The following is a 14954-nucleotide window of genomic DNA, read 5'->3' as shown; positions in this document are numbered from 1 at the left end:
TATAACTTGCATGTGATTTTGGTGTGATTTAACTAGCGATTTGTGTGCGATTTTAGTGTGATTTAACTAGCGATTTTAGCGCGATTTAAGAGCGATTTAAGAGCGATTTAGTCGCAATTCCAGCGTGATTTATTGCGCAAAACATCAAACCTTATAAAAGATTAGTAAAGATTGTAGAATAGATAGCAGTGGATAAAATATAACGAATTTAGAATTACGTTAATAAGTTTGTGCGCGTGCGGGGTGCCTAATTGGCGGCGTGCCAAGCTTAAGAAAGAGGTTTGATGCAACGTCCTACAAAACGAGCTAGGTTTATGCGAGGAGTAGTGGCCCCAATTTTTGGCCTTCTTGCTGCTCTTAGTATTGTTCTTGGTGTGCTTAACGCAACTGTTTGGAAGCCAAGCTCTATTGTTTCGGCGCATGCAAACGTGTATGGGTCTAGATACATTGTTACAGATCCAGGCGTTTTGAATCTTGTTGACTATAGAGTAAAGATTAGCGTTGCGGCACTAAATAGTCGCAAGCCGATTTGCGTTGCAGTTGGCTTAGCTAAAGATGTTCGTGGATGGACTAAGGGTTATTCCGTTCAGCGAATAACGGGCCTTAATAACTGGAGTAGTCTTTCTACCGATGTTATGAAGGCAGACGATAATGCGCGTGTAGATAGCGCAAAAACGGCCGATTCTAAGGTTTCTAAAGACGTTTCTAAAGATGCTTCTAAAGACGTTGATTTTAAGGATTCCGATTTATGGACTAACGCCACTTGCCAAATGGGTTTGGCAAAGTTGTTTGTAAATGCTGCCGACTTTGAGCAAGTGGGGAATGCGGCGGATTTAGCGTTAAAGCAGGAGTCGCAAGAGCAAAATAGTGCGCAAAGCAATGCTCAAAATGGCGCGCAATCGCAGACTTCTCATCAAAAATTGTCGTCGGAGTTGCAATCAAAAATTGCACGCAGGGTTCTTATAATCGATCTTGGTAAGAATTCTCCCGAAGCTTTTGTTGAATTGCGTTGGCGCAGGCATAATCTTCCTGATTTTGCTACTCCTATGTATTTTGTAGGAGCGTTGTTTATTTTGCTATGTGGCCTTTCGGCTTCTGTGTTTGCAATGGCTCCGCATCGCAGACGAAACAAGCGACTTGTTGCAAGCAGAACGGGATTGATTAGTGTTGAAAACAATAGCCAAGAAGAAGTTAAGTTCTCGGAGGCTTTGGCTGGAACAATAGCTGGCGTTTTTGGTAGCAATAAAGACAAAAAGTCTAAGCATAAAGTGGGCTCTGGTGCGCATGCGCGTCACGGAGTTCACGCAAGAACGCGTACAACAAAGTCGCAAGCCGCTGGAGATTCTTCTATAAGCGTAAAGTCTGGTCTAAATTCTTCCCCTACTGCGGCTTTAGACGAAACAACTGTTATTTCTAAAGATGATTTGCAAGCTTATTTTGCAAGGCTTGCGAGCGAGTCGGGTTCTGATTTTAAGGGCGATTTTGCGGCAGTGAATAATGCTGCAGGGAATAACGCTGCGGAGAATAATGCAGCGGAGTCTTTCGACTTGTCTAGCGCGAATCAGTCGGAGCAATCGAAGGATTTGCATGAATCTGCGGAATCTAGCGAATCTAGCGAATCTAGAAATTCGGGAATTGCAGGGAAGTCTGGAAAATCACAAAAATCACAAGGCGCATCTAAATCACAAACTGGGTTTGCAAAAAAGCGCTACAAGAAGGAATCGTATAAGGATCGCAAGGATCGCAACGATTGCAAAGAAAATTTTGCTGACGACTCCAAGAAGACCAATCGCGGTGAACATAAAAATCGAGATGGCATAATGGATGCAGAGTATCGTAAAGACAACGATAATCGTAAGCGCGATAATCGCATTGGCGAAAATCTTGGCAAATCGTTGGAGGCTGGCGATTCGAGTAGCGCAAAGCCTGGTGAAGCAAGGCGCAAGTCGCGCAACCAGTTTAACCAGCGTGACAACAGAAGCCAAAATCGTGGCAAAAATCGCAAGTATAAAGGCTCAGAGAATCGCACGAGTGGCTATGCAAGTGGCGGAAATACCAACGGCAACAAGGTCAGCAATAACGCCAGCAATAATGCCAATCGTGGTGCAAATGGCTCTAATAATGCTAGCCATCAAAATGGCAGCCGCCAAAACGGTCCTCAAAATGGTTCCCAAAGTGGCTCCTCAAAACCTTCAAAAAACCGCAAAAAGTAACGTATTTTGGAAAGTGTGACTATGTTTTATGCGCATAAAATCAAGCACTACGCGCGTTTTGCGTGTGCTTCGGTAATTGCTTCGGCAATGTGCCTTACGCTTTGCGCTTGCGAAGGCCAAGTTCCTAAGGCTGCAGAAGGCTCTAGCGTTAAAGAGCTTCCAGATGTAACTCCAATCAAAGAAAAAGATATACGTTTAAGAGTTTTGCGCTCTTTAGAAAAAGCTAACGAAGAGAAAAACGCAAGTAATCTTGCGGAATACATGAGTGGCCCTTCGGCTCTTGTGCGCGCAAGTGAGCTGGCGATTGCTGCAAAAACGGGCAAGCTAGATGCAAAAACCACTATTCCGCGTGAAGTTGCTCAAACAATTGTTCCAACAAACGCAAGTTGGCCGCGCGATTTAATGACAATTACTACAACAACAAAAGACCAGCAGTCTAAACGTTTGTTGGTGATTCGCCAAGATAGCGCGCGCTCAAACTACAAGCTTTGGGCTGTTGCAAGGCTTTTCCCTGGTGTGCATTTGCCAAAATTCCCAGTTCCTTCAATCGGAGCTTCTATGGGCAAAGCTAATGATTCGGGGCTTGTTATGTCTCCACACGCGGCTGCGACTGCATATGCGGATGTTTTGCAAAGGGGAGAATCGAGCAAGTTTGCAAAGTATTTTGCTAATGATTACTTGCGATCGAAACTAAGCGAGCTTTCTAAAACAGTTCAAGCTGGAATGGAGCGAAATAAGGGATCTCAAGAACAAGTTTTTACTCCTATAACAAACCAGATTAGCGTTATGCGCGCAAGCGATGGGAGTGATTTGGTTATTGCTCGCATTGATTCAGTTTGGACTAGAAAAGCTGGAGAAGGCCGCGAATCTAGGCCAGCTTCCGACGAAGAAAAAGCGTTATTTGGGGATTCTAAAGCCACTTCTACAATGCGCGTAACTTATGTGAACGTTGTTGCTATGGTTGTACCTCCTGCTGGCTCGGATGCAAAGATTATTCCTGTTGGAGCGGAGCGTCAGCCTATAAAAGTGGAAGCGTTGTAGAAGCGCTTTAGGCTTGCTGTAATGCGTTTAACGTTTTAGAGATATTTGTAAAGCAATATAAGCAAAAGAGGAAATATGGTTGATTCGCAATCTATGGGCATGAATCCAGGCGGATTTTCGCTTGCTGGAGCAGTAGACTTAGAAGGCGTAAAGCGCAAAGCGGAGGCTCTTGCAAAGCGCGAAGCTGCCGAAAAATCTGGCAAACCGCAGTCTAAAATTCCGCTTGCAGGCGGATACGTGATTGATGTTAACGATCAAACTTTCCAGGCAATGGTTCAAACTTCCGTAAGTTTTCCAATTATTTTGCTTGTTTGGCAAAAAAGTGACGAAACTTCTTACGACTTAGCGCAAAAGCTTGCGGATTCTGTTAGCGCCTTAGATGGCAGAATGCAACTTGCGCGAATTGATGCGGATGAAAGCCCATCGATTGCTCAAGCTTTGCGTGCGCAGCAGCTTCCAGCTGTATATGGATTGGTTGGGGGCAGGCCAATGCCTATTTGCCAAGGATTGCCTAGCGAAGATGAGTTGAATCAGATTTGTAGTGCCATTTTGCCGCAATTAGTTAAAGTTGCGGAAAAGTCTGGTGTTGCTGGAACGGCTCCTTATGTTGATTCGGCATATTCTGGTGTAGACGATAATTCTGCGGATTCTGGCGACTCTGCGAATTCTGGCGATTCTGCCAATTCTTCCAGCATTCCACCTGAGCACAAAATTGCACACGATGCAGCTATGAATGGCGATTATGCTCTTGCTGCGCGCGAGTATGAAAAAGTATTGCAAGCTAATCCGAATGACGAATTGGCATCTCGTGAGCGCGCTAAGGCTTTGCTTCTTAGCAGAAATACGAATACAAACGTGGAGGCTGTGCGCAAGGCTGCTGGCGATAATCCTGGCGATGCTTCCGCTCAGCTTGCTGTAGCAGATGTAGATATGATTGACGGCCACATTGACGATGCTTTTGGCAGGCTTCTTGATTTTCTTGCTTCTCACAAAGATTGCGCAGAGGTGATTAAAGACCGCATGCTTGAGTATTTTGCAATGCTTCCAGCTGGCGATGAGCGCTTGAATCGCGCTCGCCGCCGTCTAGCGATTCTCCTTTATTAATACATCAGATATCTTGTATTACTTGAGTAATTTTTTGGTAATACCTCGGTGATAATCTAGTATCAATAGTCTTCGGCTTATGCGAGGTGTTTGTGAATGAGGGTTTATATATTGCCGCGCGTTCATAAGAGGCATCCAGAACTCACTGATGAAGATGTTCTTACAGCATTTCATAGTGTAATGATTGATGCACGCAGAGATAATGAAACCTGGGTATGTATTGGTCTTGATTCTCGTGGTAGAAATGTTGAGATTGTATACAAGCAGATTGGTGAAGATGTGTTGATATATCACGCAATGACTCCGCCAACTAAAAAGATTAAAATTGAGTTAGCTAAAAGAAGGTATTGAAAATGAACGAAGAGAGTCTACTAAGAAAATTTGGAATGACATCCGAGCAAATTGACAAGGATGTTGAGATTTTGGAAGATGAGAACCAAGATGATGGAGTAATAGGACCTGTATATTATGGGCTACATATGGCCTCTGCACAAGATGAACCTTTAGTTAGTATGACAATAAAACTACCTAAAGCGCAGCTTGAAAGCATAACAAAAGCTTCGAAAAGTTACCATATAAGCAGAAGTGAATATGTTCGCAGAAAGCTTGCAGGAGCTGTTAGTTAGTAAAAGAAAAGCCAAGATTCGCATTCGTGAGAAATATGCGATTCTTGGCTTTCTCGTAGCGGGGCATGGATTTGAACCATGGACCTCTGGGTTATGAGCCCAGCGAGCTACCGAGCTGCTCCACCCCGCGTCGGCTACTTTTAGCAGCTCTATCTACGATAGGGGCAAATTTGGATTTGTCAAGTCTTCGGCGTGTTTCTCGCATAATTTTATCGCGCAAGCAGTTTAATTTTAAACAAATGTGGAGTATAATAAACAAGTGACTAAAGCGAGTTATTAAGAATTTGCGTACTTGCTATAATCGCAACACTCGTTAATAATCAGCAATATAACTCAAATATAACTCAAATGTACAAACTAAGAGTAGAATCAGCTTTTTAGAGATATGTTTTCGTTTCGCACATACGTCAACGAATGAATTTACAGGATTTACGGTTTTACAAACTAGCTTGTGAATAACTTTAATATTTAGCGCAACTGTATTGTAAAAGAGTCCTACAAGGAGGCACGAATGAGTGGAGCTATCGAAGTTTTAGCGAAAGCTGCGCATATAAATGTTGCGGCGTTGCTAGCTTCAGCAAAGCCAGAGATGCCAAGCATTAATGACTTTTTGCCGCCAGAGATTTTATTCCAAGGCACACCTTTTGCCATGAATCGAATTATTATGGTGCGTCTTATTATGGCCGTAATCGTTATGATTATTTTTGGCATTGGAGCAGCCCGCGCAAAAGTGGTTCCAGGAAGATTCCAAAGCGTGCTAGAAATTCTAATGGACTTTGTGCGATTTAACATTGTGTACGAAATGATTGGCGAAGAGCGCGGAAAGCGTTATGTGCCAATGATTACAACTCTTTTTATAACAATATTCTTCTTTAATCTTTGCTCAGTTATTCCAGGCTTAAATATAGCTGCAACCGCAACTATTACAGGGCCATTAGTGTTTGCTCTTTGGGTTGTGTGCCAATACTTAATCACTGGAATTAGAGAAAAAGGATTCCTAACGTTCTTCCGCGAATCCTTGTTCCCAGCAGGCGTGCCATGGCCGATTTACTTTATTCTTACGCCATTGCAGCTGCTGGAATTGTTGATTGTGCGACCACTTTCGCTTACAATCCGTTTGTTTGCGAATATGATTGCTGGCCATTTGCTGGTGGCCACTTGCCTAGTATTCACCAACTTCTTTGTGGTGGATTCCAGCAATAAACTCCTTGCCTTAGGCGGTGCATTGTGGCTGCTTGGTGGCATTCTGTTTACAGTATTCGAAATAATAGTTGCAGGCTTGCAGGCATTTATTTTTACCGTTCTTGCATCTGTGTATATTTCGGAAAGTTACCCCGAGAAAGAAGAAAAATCTGCTGTTGCTGTTGCATAGATAGTTAAAACTAATTAAAGCAAACAAATAAATCAGGTTTAATAATCTTAGGGTTTATAACTGGTTACTGTTCCTAAAGAAAGGAAACCAATGAATAGTATCATCGCTCTCGCAGGATTGACGGGCAACCTTAGCATTCTCGGCTTTGCCGTTGCTACTCTTTCCCCTGCTATCGGAATGGCAATGGTTGTATCCAAGGCTATGGAATCCACTGCACGTCAGCCAGAAGTCGGCAACCGTATTCAGTTGTTCATGTTTATTGGCTTGGCATTCATCGAGGTTCTGGGCTTGCTCGGATTCGTTGCCTACATTATGGGAAGCTGAACCGAACGAAACAACTCGTTCCAACGCATACAAGTGTTGAAAGAATAGAAAGGACAAGCCATGGCATATGCAGCCGAAACTAATAAACTGGCGTTGTTCTTGCCGGAGCCTTACGACGTTATATGGTCGCTGGTTATTTTAGTTGTTCTTGCAGCGTTTTTCTACAAGTTCGTTATGCCTAAATTCCAGGCAATTCTTGATGAGCGCGCAGAGAAAATCGAAGGCGGAATGTCTAAAGCAGCCAACGTGCAGCGTGAAGCTGATGAGCTAAAGAGCCAGATGGAAGAAGAACTCGCCCAAGCTCAAGCAGATGCTGCAAAGACTCGCGAACAGGCTCGTGCACAAGCTTCCAAGATTGTTGATGAAGCAAGACAGCGTGCAGAGAAAGATGCTGCGAAGATTATTAGTGAAGCTCAGCATTCCATTGAAGCTCAGCATAAGCACGCCATGACTAGCCTCCAAGGAGAAGTCTCGGTACTCGCTGCGGCGTTAGCTGGAAAGATTCTTGCTTCTAAGCTAGATGACGATACCGTAGGCTCCAAAATCATTGATCATGTGATTGATGAAGTAGGAGACGTTAAGGATTCGGCGCAAAACAAGTAGTCAAAGCAAGCTTTCACTAAGTCTTAAGTTTTAAGTCTTATGTCTTAAGTCTTAAATCTTAGTGTTGCTAATCGCTACTTAGTTTTGCATAAATGAGGAGGTACGGATGCCAGAAAAGGCATCGCGAGTAAGCGAAAACTTATCGCGTTCTTCGCTTGCGCAAGCCATTTCAGACGCTCACGACGAAGCTCAGCGCATATCTGATGAGCTTTCAACAATGATGGATACGCTAGAAAAGTATCCAGAGCTTTCTGATGCCATTACCGATCCAAATAGGTCTTCGGAAGATAAGTCTCGCTTAATCGACGAGCTTATTGGAGGTAAGGCGCATCCCGTTGTTTTGCGCATTATGCACTACCTGGTGGGAACTTGGCACGGTGGCGCAGAAAGTGGCAAGACGGGCAGCTTTGGCGGCGCATGGTCTGGTTTTGAGCGCGAAGCAGGCGAAACTTTGGTTACTGTTACAACCGCTCAGCCTCTTACGGATAAGCAAATCAAGCGTTTGATTGAGATTTACAGCAATAAGTTGGGTCATCGTGCGTACATAAACCCAATCGTAGATCCAAACGTGCTTGGTGGAATGCGTATACGTATTGGCGATCAAGTAACAGACCGCACAATGTTAATGCAGCTTAAGCAGTTGCAGCGTTCTGCGCGCAATGGCGCTTGGACACAGGCAGTGAAGTAATAAATTAAGGAGAATTATGGCGGAACTATCTATTGATCCCGCCCTTATACGCAAGGCACTTGACGGGTTTGTTGACTCGTACAAGCCAGCAGACATGCCAACGCAAGAAGTTGGCTATGTTGTTACGGCTGGTGACGGCATTGCGCACGTAGCTGGATTGACTGGCTGCATGGCAAACGAGCTGCTCACCTTTGAGAACGACACCCTGGGCCTAGCGTTTAACCTTGATGCTCACGAAATCGGCGTGGTTATTCTAGGCGATTTTACGGGCATTGAAGAAGGGCAGGAAGTTTACCGCACTGGCGAAGTGTTATCTGTGCCAGTGGGAGACGCCTATCTTGGTCGTACAGTAGACCCATTGGGTAATCCAATTGATGGTCTTGGTGCGATTGAGTGCAAGGAGCGTCGTATTCTTGAAGCCCAGGCTCCAGACGTGATTCATCGTCACCCTGTGGATGAGCCTTTGTCTACTGGCTTAAAGGCTATTGACGCAATGACGCCAATCGGCCGCGGTCAGCGTCAGTTGATTATTGGCGATCGTCAAACTGGTAAAACCGCAATCGCAATCGATACGATTATTAACCAGCGCACAAACTGGGAAAGTGGAGATCCAAAGAAGCAAGTTCGTTGCATTTACGTAGCAATCGGACAAAAGGGTTCAACAATCGCTGCTGTACGTCAAAGCCTAGAAGAAGCAGGCGCTATGAAGTACACAACAATCGTTGCAAGCCCAGCTTCGGATTCTGCAGGTTTTAAGTACATTGCTCCATACACTGGCTCTGCAATTGGTCAGCATTGGATGTACAACGGCAAGCACGTTTTGATTGTTTTCGACGACTTGTCTAAGCAAGCAGAAGCATATCGTTCAATTTCTTTGCTTCTTCGTCGCCCACCTGGGCGTGAAGCTTACCCAGGCGACGTGTTCTATCTTCACTCTCGTCTGCTAGAAAGATGCGCAAAGCTTTCCGACGATATGGGCGGAGGCTCAATGACTGGCTTGCCAATTATTGAGACCAAGGCAAATGACGTTTCTGCATACATTCCAACTAACGTGATTTCCATCACCGATGGTCAGATCTTCTTGCAGTCCGATTTGTTCAACGCGGGTCAGCGCCCAGCAGTCGATGTTGGTATTTCCGTGTCTCGTGTTGGTGGTGCTGCTCAGGCTAAGGCTTTGAAGAAGGTCTCTGGCATGCTTAAGATTTCGTTGGCTCGTTACAAGTCTTTGGAATCCTTTGCAATGTTTGCTTCCGATTTGGATGCAGCTTCCAAGGCTCAGCTCACTCGTGGCGCTCGCTTAACCGAGTTGCTTAAGCAGAAGCAGTTCTCGCCTCGCTCTATGGAGCAAGAAGTTGTTTCCGTGTGGGCTGGTACTCATGGAAAGTTAGACGACATTCCTGTAAAAGACGTGCTTCGCTTTGAAAGCGAGATGTTGGATTATCTCGATAAGGGAACCGACATTTTGCAGGTGATTCGCGATACCGAGGACTTTACAAAAGAGACAGAAGCAAAGCTTGATGCAGCAATCGAAGATTTCCGTAAGTCGTTTAAGACTTCTGCAGGAAAGCCTTTGATTGTTAAGGATTCTTTGCCTCCTGCCGAGAATCCTGCTCCTGTTGAGAAGGAAAAGCTTGTTGCAAAGCCAAAGTCGGATGGTCGCGATTCAAGCAATAACGAGTCTGAGGGGAAGTAGCGTATGTCTTCCCAACTTGCATTGAAATCGAGAATTATTTCCACACAGTCTTTGGGTAAAATCTTTAAGGCTCAGGAAATGATTGCGTCTTCGCATATTGCAAAAGCGCGAGATATTGCGCTTAATGCTAAGCCATACAGCGACGCAATTTTCGATGCCGTGCAGGCGTTGGTAGCTCATCACGAAGCAAACATTAAGCATCCAATCTTTGGAAAAGAGCGTGCGGGCAATCGCGTAGCCGTGCTGGCGTTGACTTCCGACCGCGGAATGGCGGGCGCGTTTACGTCTTCGATTATTCGAGAAACCGAGGCTCTGCTTACAAAGCTAGATGCCGAAGGAAAGCACGCAGAGTTGTACGTGTATGGTCGCCGAGGTGCAACCTATTACAAGTATCGTAATCGAGACGTTGCAGGCACTTGGGAAGGGTCTACGGATCATCCTGATGTAACAATCGCAGAGCGAATCTCCGATACTTTAATGGACGCGTACATGACTCCCGAAGAAGATGGTGGTGTTAGCGAGCTTTACATTGTGTTCACTGAGTTTATAAACATGGTGAGGCAAAAGGTTCGCACTCTACGCATGCTTCCAGTTGAGCTGGTTCCGTTAAAAGACGGCGAAGAGTTTGCTATGCATCGTCCTGACTACGAAGCAGCTTCTGGCCCTTCGGCTTCGCTTTCTTCTACGGGTGCGGTTTCGGCGCGTGAAGAAGCTGTTAGTCGCAGTAATCCAGATGCTGTGGAATATTGCTTTGAGCCTAGCCCAGACGAAGTTTTGGATGCAGTTTTGCCAAAGTATATTCAGTCGCGTATTCACGAATGCTTGCTTACATCTGCAGCTTCCGAGACGGCTAGTAGGCAAAATGCTATGCACACGGCTACAGACAACGCCCGCAATTTGGTGGATGATTTAACGAGAAAGCTTAATGCTTCTCGCCAGGCTTCCATCACACAAGAACTTACCGAGATTATCGGCAGCGCTGATGCGCTGAATAATGAGGAGGAATAGGAGCATATGGCTGAAAATCAGACCACAGCACCTCCAGAAGATGCAAAGGAAGACGACCCAACTGCTGGTCGCGTAACCCGTGTTCAGGGTTCCGTGATTGACGTTGAGTTCCCAGTTGGCTATCTTCCAGATATTTACAATGCTCTCAAGGTTGATATCAACACCGTTGGAAACACGGAAGGAGATACCGTCCACGAGATTACATTGGAAGTTGAGCAGCACCTTGGTGATTCAACTGTGCGAGCAGTGGCGCTTAAGCCTACGGACGGTTTGGTTCGTGGCGCTTTAGTGCGAGATACTGGTGGCCCAATTTCTGTGCCTGTTGGAGATGTTACAAAAGGTCACGTTTTTGACGTTACTGGCAATATCTTAAACGCTAAGCCAGGCGAGAACATTGAGGTGACCGAGCGCTGGCCAATCCACCGCAACCCACCTGCCTTCGATCAGCTTGAGTCTAAGACTCAAATGTTTGAAACGGGCATTAAGGTTATCGATTTGCTCACTCCTTACGTGCAAGGCGGAAAGATTGGTCTGTTCGGCGGTGCAGGCGTTGGCAAAACCGTGTTGATTCAAGAGATGATTCAGCGCGTTGCACAGAACCACGGCGGTGTGTCTGTGTTTGCTGGCGTTGGCGAACGTACTCGTGAGGGTAACGATTTGATTGGCGAAATGGCTGAGGCTGGCGTTTTGGAGAAGACGGCGCTTGTCTTTGGTCAGATGGATGAGCCTCCTGGGACTCGTCTTCGCGTGCCTCTTACCGCTTTGACTATGGCTGAGTACTTCCGCGATGTGCAGAATCAGGATGTGTTGCTGTTTATCGACAACATCTTCCGCTTTACTCAGGCTGGTTCCGAGGTTTCTACGTTGCTTGGTCGTATGCCTTCTGCAGTTGGTTATCAGCCAAACTTGGCAGACGAGATGGGTGCGTTGCAGGAGCGAATCACTTCTACGCGCGGCCATTCTATTACGTCGCTTCAGGCTATTTACGTGCCTGCAGATGATTACACCGATCCTGCACCTGCAACAACGTTTACGCACTTGGATGCAACTACCGAGCTTTCGCGAGACATTGCAGCTAAGGGTATTTACCCAGCTGTGGATCCTTTGGCTTCTACTTCTAGAATTTTGGATCCTCGTTATGTTGGCCAGGCTCACTACGATTGCGCTAACCGCGTAAAGGCCATTTTGCAGCGTAATAAGGAGCTTCAAGACATCATCGCTTTGATTGGTATTGATGAGCTTGGTGAGGAAGATAAGACCACTGTGAGCCGCGCTCGTAAGATTGAGCAGTTCCTTGGTCAGAACTTCTACGTGGCCGAAAAGTTTACTGGCCGCCCAGGTTCTTATGTTCCAGCAGACGAGACGATTGAGGCGTTTACTCGCATTTGCGATGGCGTTTACGACGAGATCCCTGAGCAGGCGTTCTCTGGCATTGGTGGCATTGATGATCTTGAGCGTCGTTGGCACGATATGCAGCAAGAGTTTGGTGTGTGATTATGGCAGAAAAGCAAGTGAAAACGCTGCACGTTAGTGTGGTTGCAGCCAGACATCCTGTTTGGGAAGGCGATGCTAAGTTTGTTGTTATTCCTTCTGTGAATGGCACGATGGGCGTTCTTCCTGGGCATGAGGCTGTGCTTGCGTTGATTGATCACGGATTTGTAAAGGTTGACGATTTGCAAGGCGTTCGTCACGTTTTTAAGGTGACTGACGGCTTTTATTCCGTTGACAACGATCACATTACGATTGCTGTTGAGCATAGTTGCAATGTTGATAAAGACGGCAACGTTTTGCCCAATGCAAAAGTGATTTAAGCCTAACTCTTACGGTTTTATAAGACCTAAGTTTCATATATTGCAGGAGTTTGCGATTATTTATCGCGACTCCTGCTTTTGTTTTATCTGTTTTAGCGTTTTATCTGTTTTATTTCTGTTTTATCCCTGTTTATCTGTTATGGAAAGGTTATAACAATACATTAGGGGGGTAGGGTATCTGTATACTTTGTAATGATTTAATTTAAGCCTAAATTGAATCACTTATTGTGCTGTTTTAGCAAATAGGCTCTTCGCACGATGATTCGTGATGAGAGGAAAGGAAAAGTATGTTAAGTAAAAAAGCGATTGCCGCATTTGCAGCGGTAGCGACTTTTGTTTCGGGAATTGCGTTTGCAATGCCAGCGTTGGCTAATAGCGCGACTACAGTTCAAACGAATAGCGGTGGAGAATCTGCTAAACTCTCCCCTCTAGATACACTTAAAAAACGCGTGAACGATACTGGTCTTCTTAAAAGTGAAATTAATGAGATTTTAAAATACGTTAGCGAGAACGATTCAAAGGTTACTGGTAGTGGTGATGCTAACAATGCTGTTATTAAGCAAGTAGATAGCATGATTTTTAAGTATCGTGTTAGGCATCTCGACGTTATTGGTTTGCATGATCTTGCTAATGAGATGCGTAAAGCAGGAGATTTAAAGTCATCGAATAAAATTTTCTTTGGTTCTAATGGGCAATCACGCAAAGCTGCTCAAAGCGCATACGTTAATGGCAAAGCTGCTTTAGTTAAAAAAGCTGAAGATGAGGGTCTTACTTTAGTTGCTAACAAGATTAAAGAGTCTAATTACAGTTCTTTAGAATCTTTGGAAAATTTGCTTAACGAAGCAGAGAAGTATGCTAAGGAAGACTTAATTAAGCAAGCAAAAGCTAAAGGTTTCAACTTTACTGCTACGCTTATGAGCAAAGCTGCGACTTTTAGTGGCGCTCGTGCTTTATTTAACGAAGCTCAAAAAACAATTACAGATAGTGCAATTAAAGGCATTGTAGACCTAGGGACATCAGAGGAAGATTTTCTTAAGGCTTTAAAAGCAAGTGGTAAAAGTGCTACGCCTTCCCAGATTGAATTCTTTAGAAAAGAATTGCAAAAGCGTCGCGATGGCCAAGAAAAATCTTATACTAATGCCGTTGAATTAGCTCAGCTAGTTAACACGGGAATGTTTACTGCTACTGGTGATGAAAAGGCTGCTGTTGCAAAGTTCCTTGGAGTTGTAAATAGTTTTGGCAATAAGACTTTCGAAAAGTTTACTAATACTGAAGCAAATCAAGCTGGTGCTGCTGCTGTAAACTTTAGTAATACACTTTCTGCAAATCTTAAGAACGCTATTAAAAACTACAAAGATGAAAAGGAAAAGTTAGCTAAGCAAGCGGAGGATAAAGGCTTCCACTTTATAGCTAATTTGATTCGCAACTCTAAGAAGTCTAGATTGGTTGCTTTAGAGAATCTTCTTGCAGAAGCTAAGAAGAGCAAGAATAGTGCGCGTGAAAAGAATCCAGGAGCTTCTGGTGATGTTCTCCCAGATAAGCCTGCAGAAAAAGCTCCATCTGCTCCTTCTGCTTCCGATTCTGATGATGCTCAAGATTCTTCTGCAAAGCCTGAGTCTTCTGAAAAGCCATCTCAAACTAAAGCTGTAGTTCCTTCGGCTCCTGCTAGCGTTGATCAGCTTAAGCCAGAATTAAAAGGTACGCTAAAGGTTGGCTCCAACAACATTGCTGTTGCAGGTTCTGCAAACAAGGTTTCTGTGAACGTTAACAACAAGGCGTTCCTTGATCGCTTGCATCGCGAGGGTTCTGCCAAGGCTTACGCGTTCATGTATTCTACTCCTAAGCTTTTGCGTAGCGTGGATGGTAGTGATTTTGTGACTGTTAAGCTTGGTGCTGATGGTGTTCCTTATTTTGATGCGCAATTCCCTGCTGGTTATTCTGGAAAGCATACTGTTGTTCTTGTGGATGAGCAGGGCAATCAGCTTGCTTGGACGGATATTACTGTTGCGAATAGTACGTCTGGCCAGGGTGATGGTAAGGGTGTTTTGCCTGTTACTGGTGCTGCTGGCGTTTTAGTGGCGTTTGCTGCTTTGATGTTTGCTGCTTCTGGTGCAGTGTTGCGTAAGGTGCGTAGCTAATTAATATTACTGCTACGTGTTAGCGCTAGTGTTTTAGGGCTTTCGCGTGTGTTCGCTTGCTTGTTTTCTTGTTTGCTTGCGTTCGCACTCGAAGGCTCTTTTGTATTGCATGCTGTTGTTTTGCTTAGTTTGTGTTAAGCAGCCACTGTGCTATGTCTATTACGCGTATTCCTTCAATGTCGTAAGAATCGTATTATTTTTCACTTTTGAAAGCAAACACGTATTTCTACTTTCAAAACTGTAATATTTTTTAAGTTTTGAAAGTGGTGTTTGTTATAGCGCACAACTTAAACTTACGAAAAATAAAAGTTTGGGTTATTGATGACTTAAACT

General features: G+C 44.7%; 14 protein-coding genes and 1 tRNA gene. 14 read left to right on the top strand and 1 reads right to left on the bottom strand.

Translation table 11 applies throughout. The annotated features are described in order from the left end of the window. Positions 1 to 284 precede the first annotated feature (284 nt). From NYP55_RS04210 to NYP55_RS04190, 5 genes are all read left to right on the top strand, one after another. A complete protein-coding gene (locus NYP55_RS04210) occupies positions 285 to 2213 on the top strand; it encodes a hypothetical protein (RefSeq protein WP_101889512.1) in 1929 nt (642 codons plus the stop codon). Positions 2214 to 2234: 21 nt separating this feature from the next. Next, positions 2235 to 3254: a DUF8094 domain-containing protein gene (locus NYP55_RS04205; RefSeq protein ID WP_004131526.1), complete on the top strand. Its 1020-nt coding sequence runs from the start codon at positions 2235 to 2237 to the stop codon at positions 3252 to 3254. Positions 3255 to 3329: 75 nt separating this feature from the next. Beyond that, the gene (locus NYP55_RS04200) at positions 3330 to 4358 is read left to right on the top strand and encodes a tetratricopeptide repeat protein (RefSeq protein WP_004132260.1); all 1029 of its coding nucleotides are present in this window, start codon (positions 3330 to 3332) and stop codon (positions 4356 to 4358) included. Positions 4359 to 4454: 96 nt separating this feature from the next. Further along, the gene (locus NYP55_RS04195) at positions 4455 to 4709 is read left to right on the top strand and encodes a hypothetical protein (protein WP_004131529.1); all 255 of its coding nucleotides are present in this window, start codon (positions 4455 to 4457) and stop codon (positions 4707 to 4709) included. Between the two features lie 2 nt (positions 4710 to 4711). Further along, on the top strand, positions 4712 to 4984 hold the full coding sequence (locus NYP55_RS04190; protein ID WP_004131531.1) for a hypothetical protein: 273 nt from the start codon (positions 4712 to 4714) through the stop codon (positions 4982 to 4984). Between the two features lie 56 nt (positions 4985 to 5040). On the opposite strand, the gene NYP55_RS04185 is transcribed toward NYP55_RS04190, so the two are convergent. After that, a tRNA-Met gene (locus NYP55_RS04185) sits at positions 5041 to 5114 on the bottom strand. A gap of 381 nt (positions 5115 to 5495) precedes the next feature. Between NYP55_RS04185 and atpB the strand changes: the two genes are divergently transcribed. From atpB to NYP55_RS04140, 9 genes are all read left to right on the top strand, one after another. Further along, positions 5496 to 6356 carry a F0F1 ATP synthase subunit A gene (atpB, locus tag NYP55_RS04180; RefSeq protein ID WP_060785815.1) on the top strand — a complete coding sequence of 287 codons (861 nt, stop codon included), beginning with the start codon at positions 5496 to 5498 and terminating at the stop codon, positions 6354 to 6356. A 90-nt stretch (positions 6357 to 6446) separates the two neighbouring features. Beyond that, positions 6447 to 6680, top strand: a complete 234-nt coding sequence (atpE, locus tag NYP55_RS04175; RefSeq protein WP_004105752.1) for an ATP synthase F0 subunit C — start codon at positions 6447 to 6449, stop codon at positions 6678 to 6680. A gap of 60 nt (positions 6681 to 6740) precedes the next feature. Next, a complete protein-coding gene (locus NYP55_RS04170) occupies positions 6741 to 7283 on the top strand; it encodes a F0F1 ATP synthase subunit B (RefSeq protein WP_004131533.1) in 543 nt (180 codons plus the stop codon). Between the two features lie 106 nt (positions 7284 to 7389). Beyond that, complete coding sequence (locus NYP55_RS04165) at positions 7390 to 7971, top strand: F0F1 ATP synthase subunit delta (RefSeq protein ID WP_004114200.1); 582 nt, start codon at positions 7390 to 7392, stop codon at positions 7969 to 7971. A 16-nt stretch (positions 7972 to 7987) separates the two neighbouring features. Next, positions 7988 to 9664: a F0F1 ATP synthase subunit alpha gene (gene atpA, locus NYP55_RS04160; protein ID WP_004131535.1), complete on the top strand. Its 1677-nt coding sequence runs from the start codon at positions 7988 to 7990 to the stop codon at positions 9662 to 9664. Between the two features lie 3 nt (positions 9665 to 9667). Next, the gene (locus tag NYP55_RS04155; RefSeq protein ID WP_004131536.1) at positions 9668 to 10672 is read left to right on the top strand and encodes a F0F1 ATP synthase subunit gamma; all 1005 of its coding nucleotides are present in this window, start codon (positions 9668 to 9670) and stop codon (positions 10670 to 10672) included. 6 nt (positions 10673 to 10678) lie between these two features. Further along, positions 10679 to 12166: a F0F1 ATP synthase subunit beta gene (atpD, locus tag NYP55_RS04150; RefSeq protein WP_415691408.1), complete on the top strand. Its 1488-nt coding sequence runs from the start codon at positions 10679 to 10681 to the stop codon at positions 12164 to 12166. A 2-nt stretch (positions 12167 to 12168) separates the two neighbouring features. Next, positions 12169 to 12483: a F0F1 ATP synthase subunit epsilon gene (locus tag NYP55_RS04145; protein ID WP_004131539.1), complete on the top strand. Its 315-nt coding sequence runs from the start codon at positions 12169 to 12171 to the stop codon at positions 12481 to 12483. Positions 12484 to 12770: 287 nt separating this feature from the next. Further along, the gene (locus NYP55_RS04140; RefSeq protein ID WP_472781605.1) at positions 12771 to 14621 is read left to right on the top strand and encodes a hypothetical protein; all 1851 of its coding nucleotides are present in this window, start codon (positions 12771 to 12773) and stop codon (positions 14619 to 14621) included. Positions 14622 to 14954 lie beyond the last annotated feature (333 nt).

It is taken from the genome of Gardnerella sp. c10Ua_31 (genome assembly GCF_055700915.1).
This window is presented reverse-complemented; position numbering and strand designations above follow the sequence as displayed.

What these genes read in the sequence shown, in the direction of transcription:
- NYP55_RS04145 (WP_004131539.1), top strand. Translation starts at nt 12,169, where the DNA reads ATGGCAGAAAAGCAAGTGAAAACGCTGCACGTTAGTGTGGTTGCAGCC.
- atpE (WP_004105752.1), top strand. Translation starts at nt 6,447, where the DNA reads ATGAATAGTATCATCGCTCTCGCAGGATTGACGGGCAACCTTAGCATT.
- NYP55_RS04165 (WP_004114200.1), top strand. Translation starts at nt 7,390, where the DNA reads ATGCCAGAAAAGGCATCGCGAGTAAGCGAAAACTTATCGCGTTCTTCG.
- NYP55_RS04155 (WP_004131536.1), top strand. Translation starts at nt 9,668, where the DNA reads ATGTCTTCCCAACTTGCATTGAAATCGAGAATTATTTCCACACAGTCT.
- atpB (WP_060785815.1), top strand. Translation starts at nt 5,496, where the DNA reads ATGAGTGGAGCTATCGAAGTTTTAGCGAAAGCTGCGCATATAAATGTT.
- atpA (WP_004131535.1), top strand. Translation starts at nt 7,988, where the DNA reads ATGGCGGAACTATCTATTGATCCCGCCCTTATACGCAAGGCACTTGAC.
- NYP55_RS04205 (WP_004131526.1), top strand. Translation starts at nt 2,235, where the DNA reads ATGTTTTATGCGCATAAAATCAAGCACTACGCGCGTTTTGCGTGTGCT.
- NYP55_RS04170 (WP_004131533.1), top strand. Translation starts at nt 6,741, where the DNA reads ATGGCATATGCAGCCGAAACTAATAAACTGGCGTTGTTCTTGCCGGAG.
- NYP55_RS04195 (WP_004131529.1), top strand. Translation starts at nt 4,455, where the DNA reads ATGAGGGTTTATATATTGCCGCGCGTTCATAAGAGGCATCCAGAACTC.
- NYP55_RS04210 (WP_101889512.1), top strand. Translation starts at nt 285, where the DNA reads ATGCAACGTCCTACAAAACGAGCTAGGTTTATGCGAGGAGTAGTGGCC.
- atpD (WP_415691408.1), top strand. Translation starts at nt 10,679, where the DNA reads ATGGCTGAAAATCAGACCACAGCACCTCCAGAAGATGCAAAGGAAGAC.
- NYP55_RS04200 (WP_004132260.1), top strand. Translation starts at nt 3,330, where the DNA reads ATGGTTGATTCGCAATCTATGGGCATGAATCCAGGCGGATTTTCGCTT.
- NYP55_RS04140 (WP_472781605.1), top strand. Translation starts at nt 12,771, where the DNA reads ATGTTAAGTAAAAAAGCGATTGCCGCATTTGCAGCGGTAGCGACTTTT.
- NYP55_RS04190 (WP_004131531.1), top strand. Translation starts at nt 4,712, where the DNA reads ATGAACGAAGAGAGTCTACTAAGAAAATTTGGAATGACATCCGAGCAA.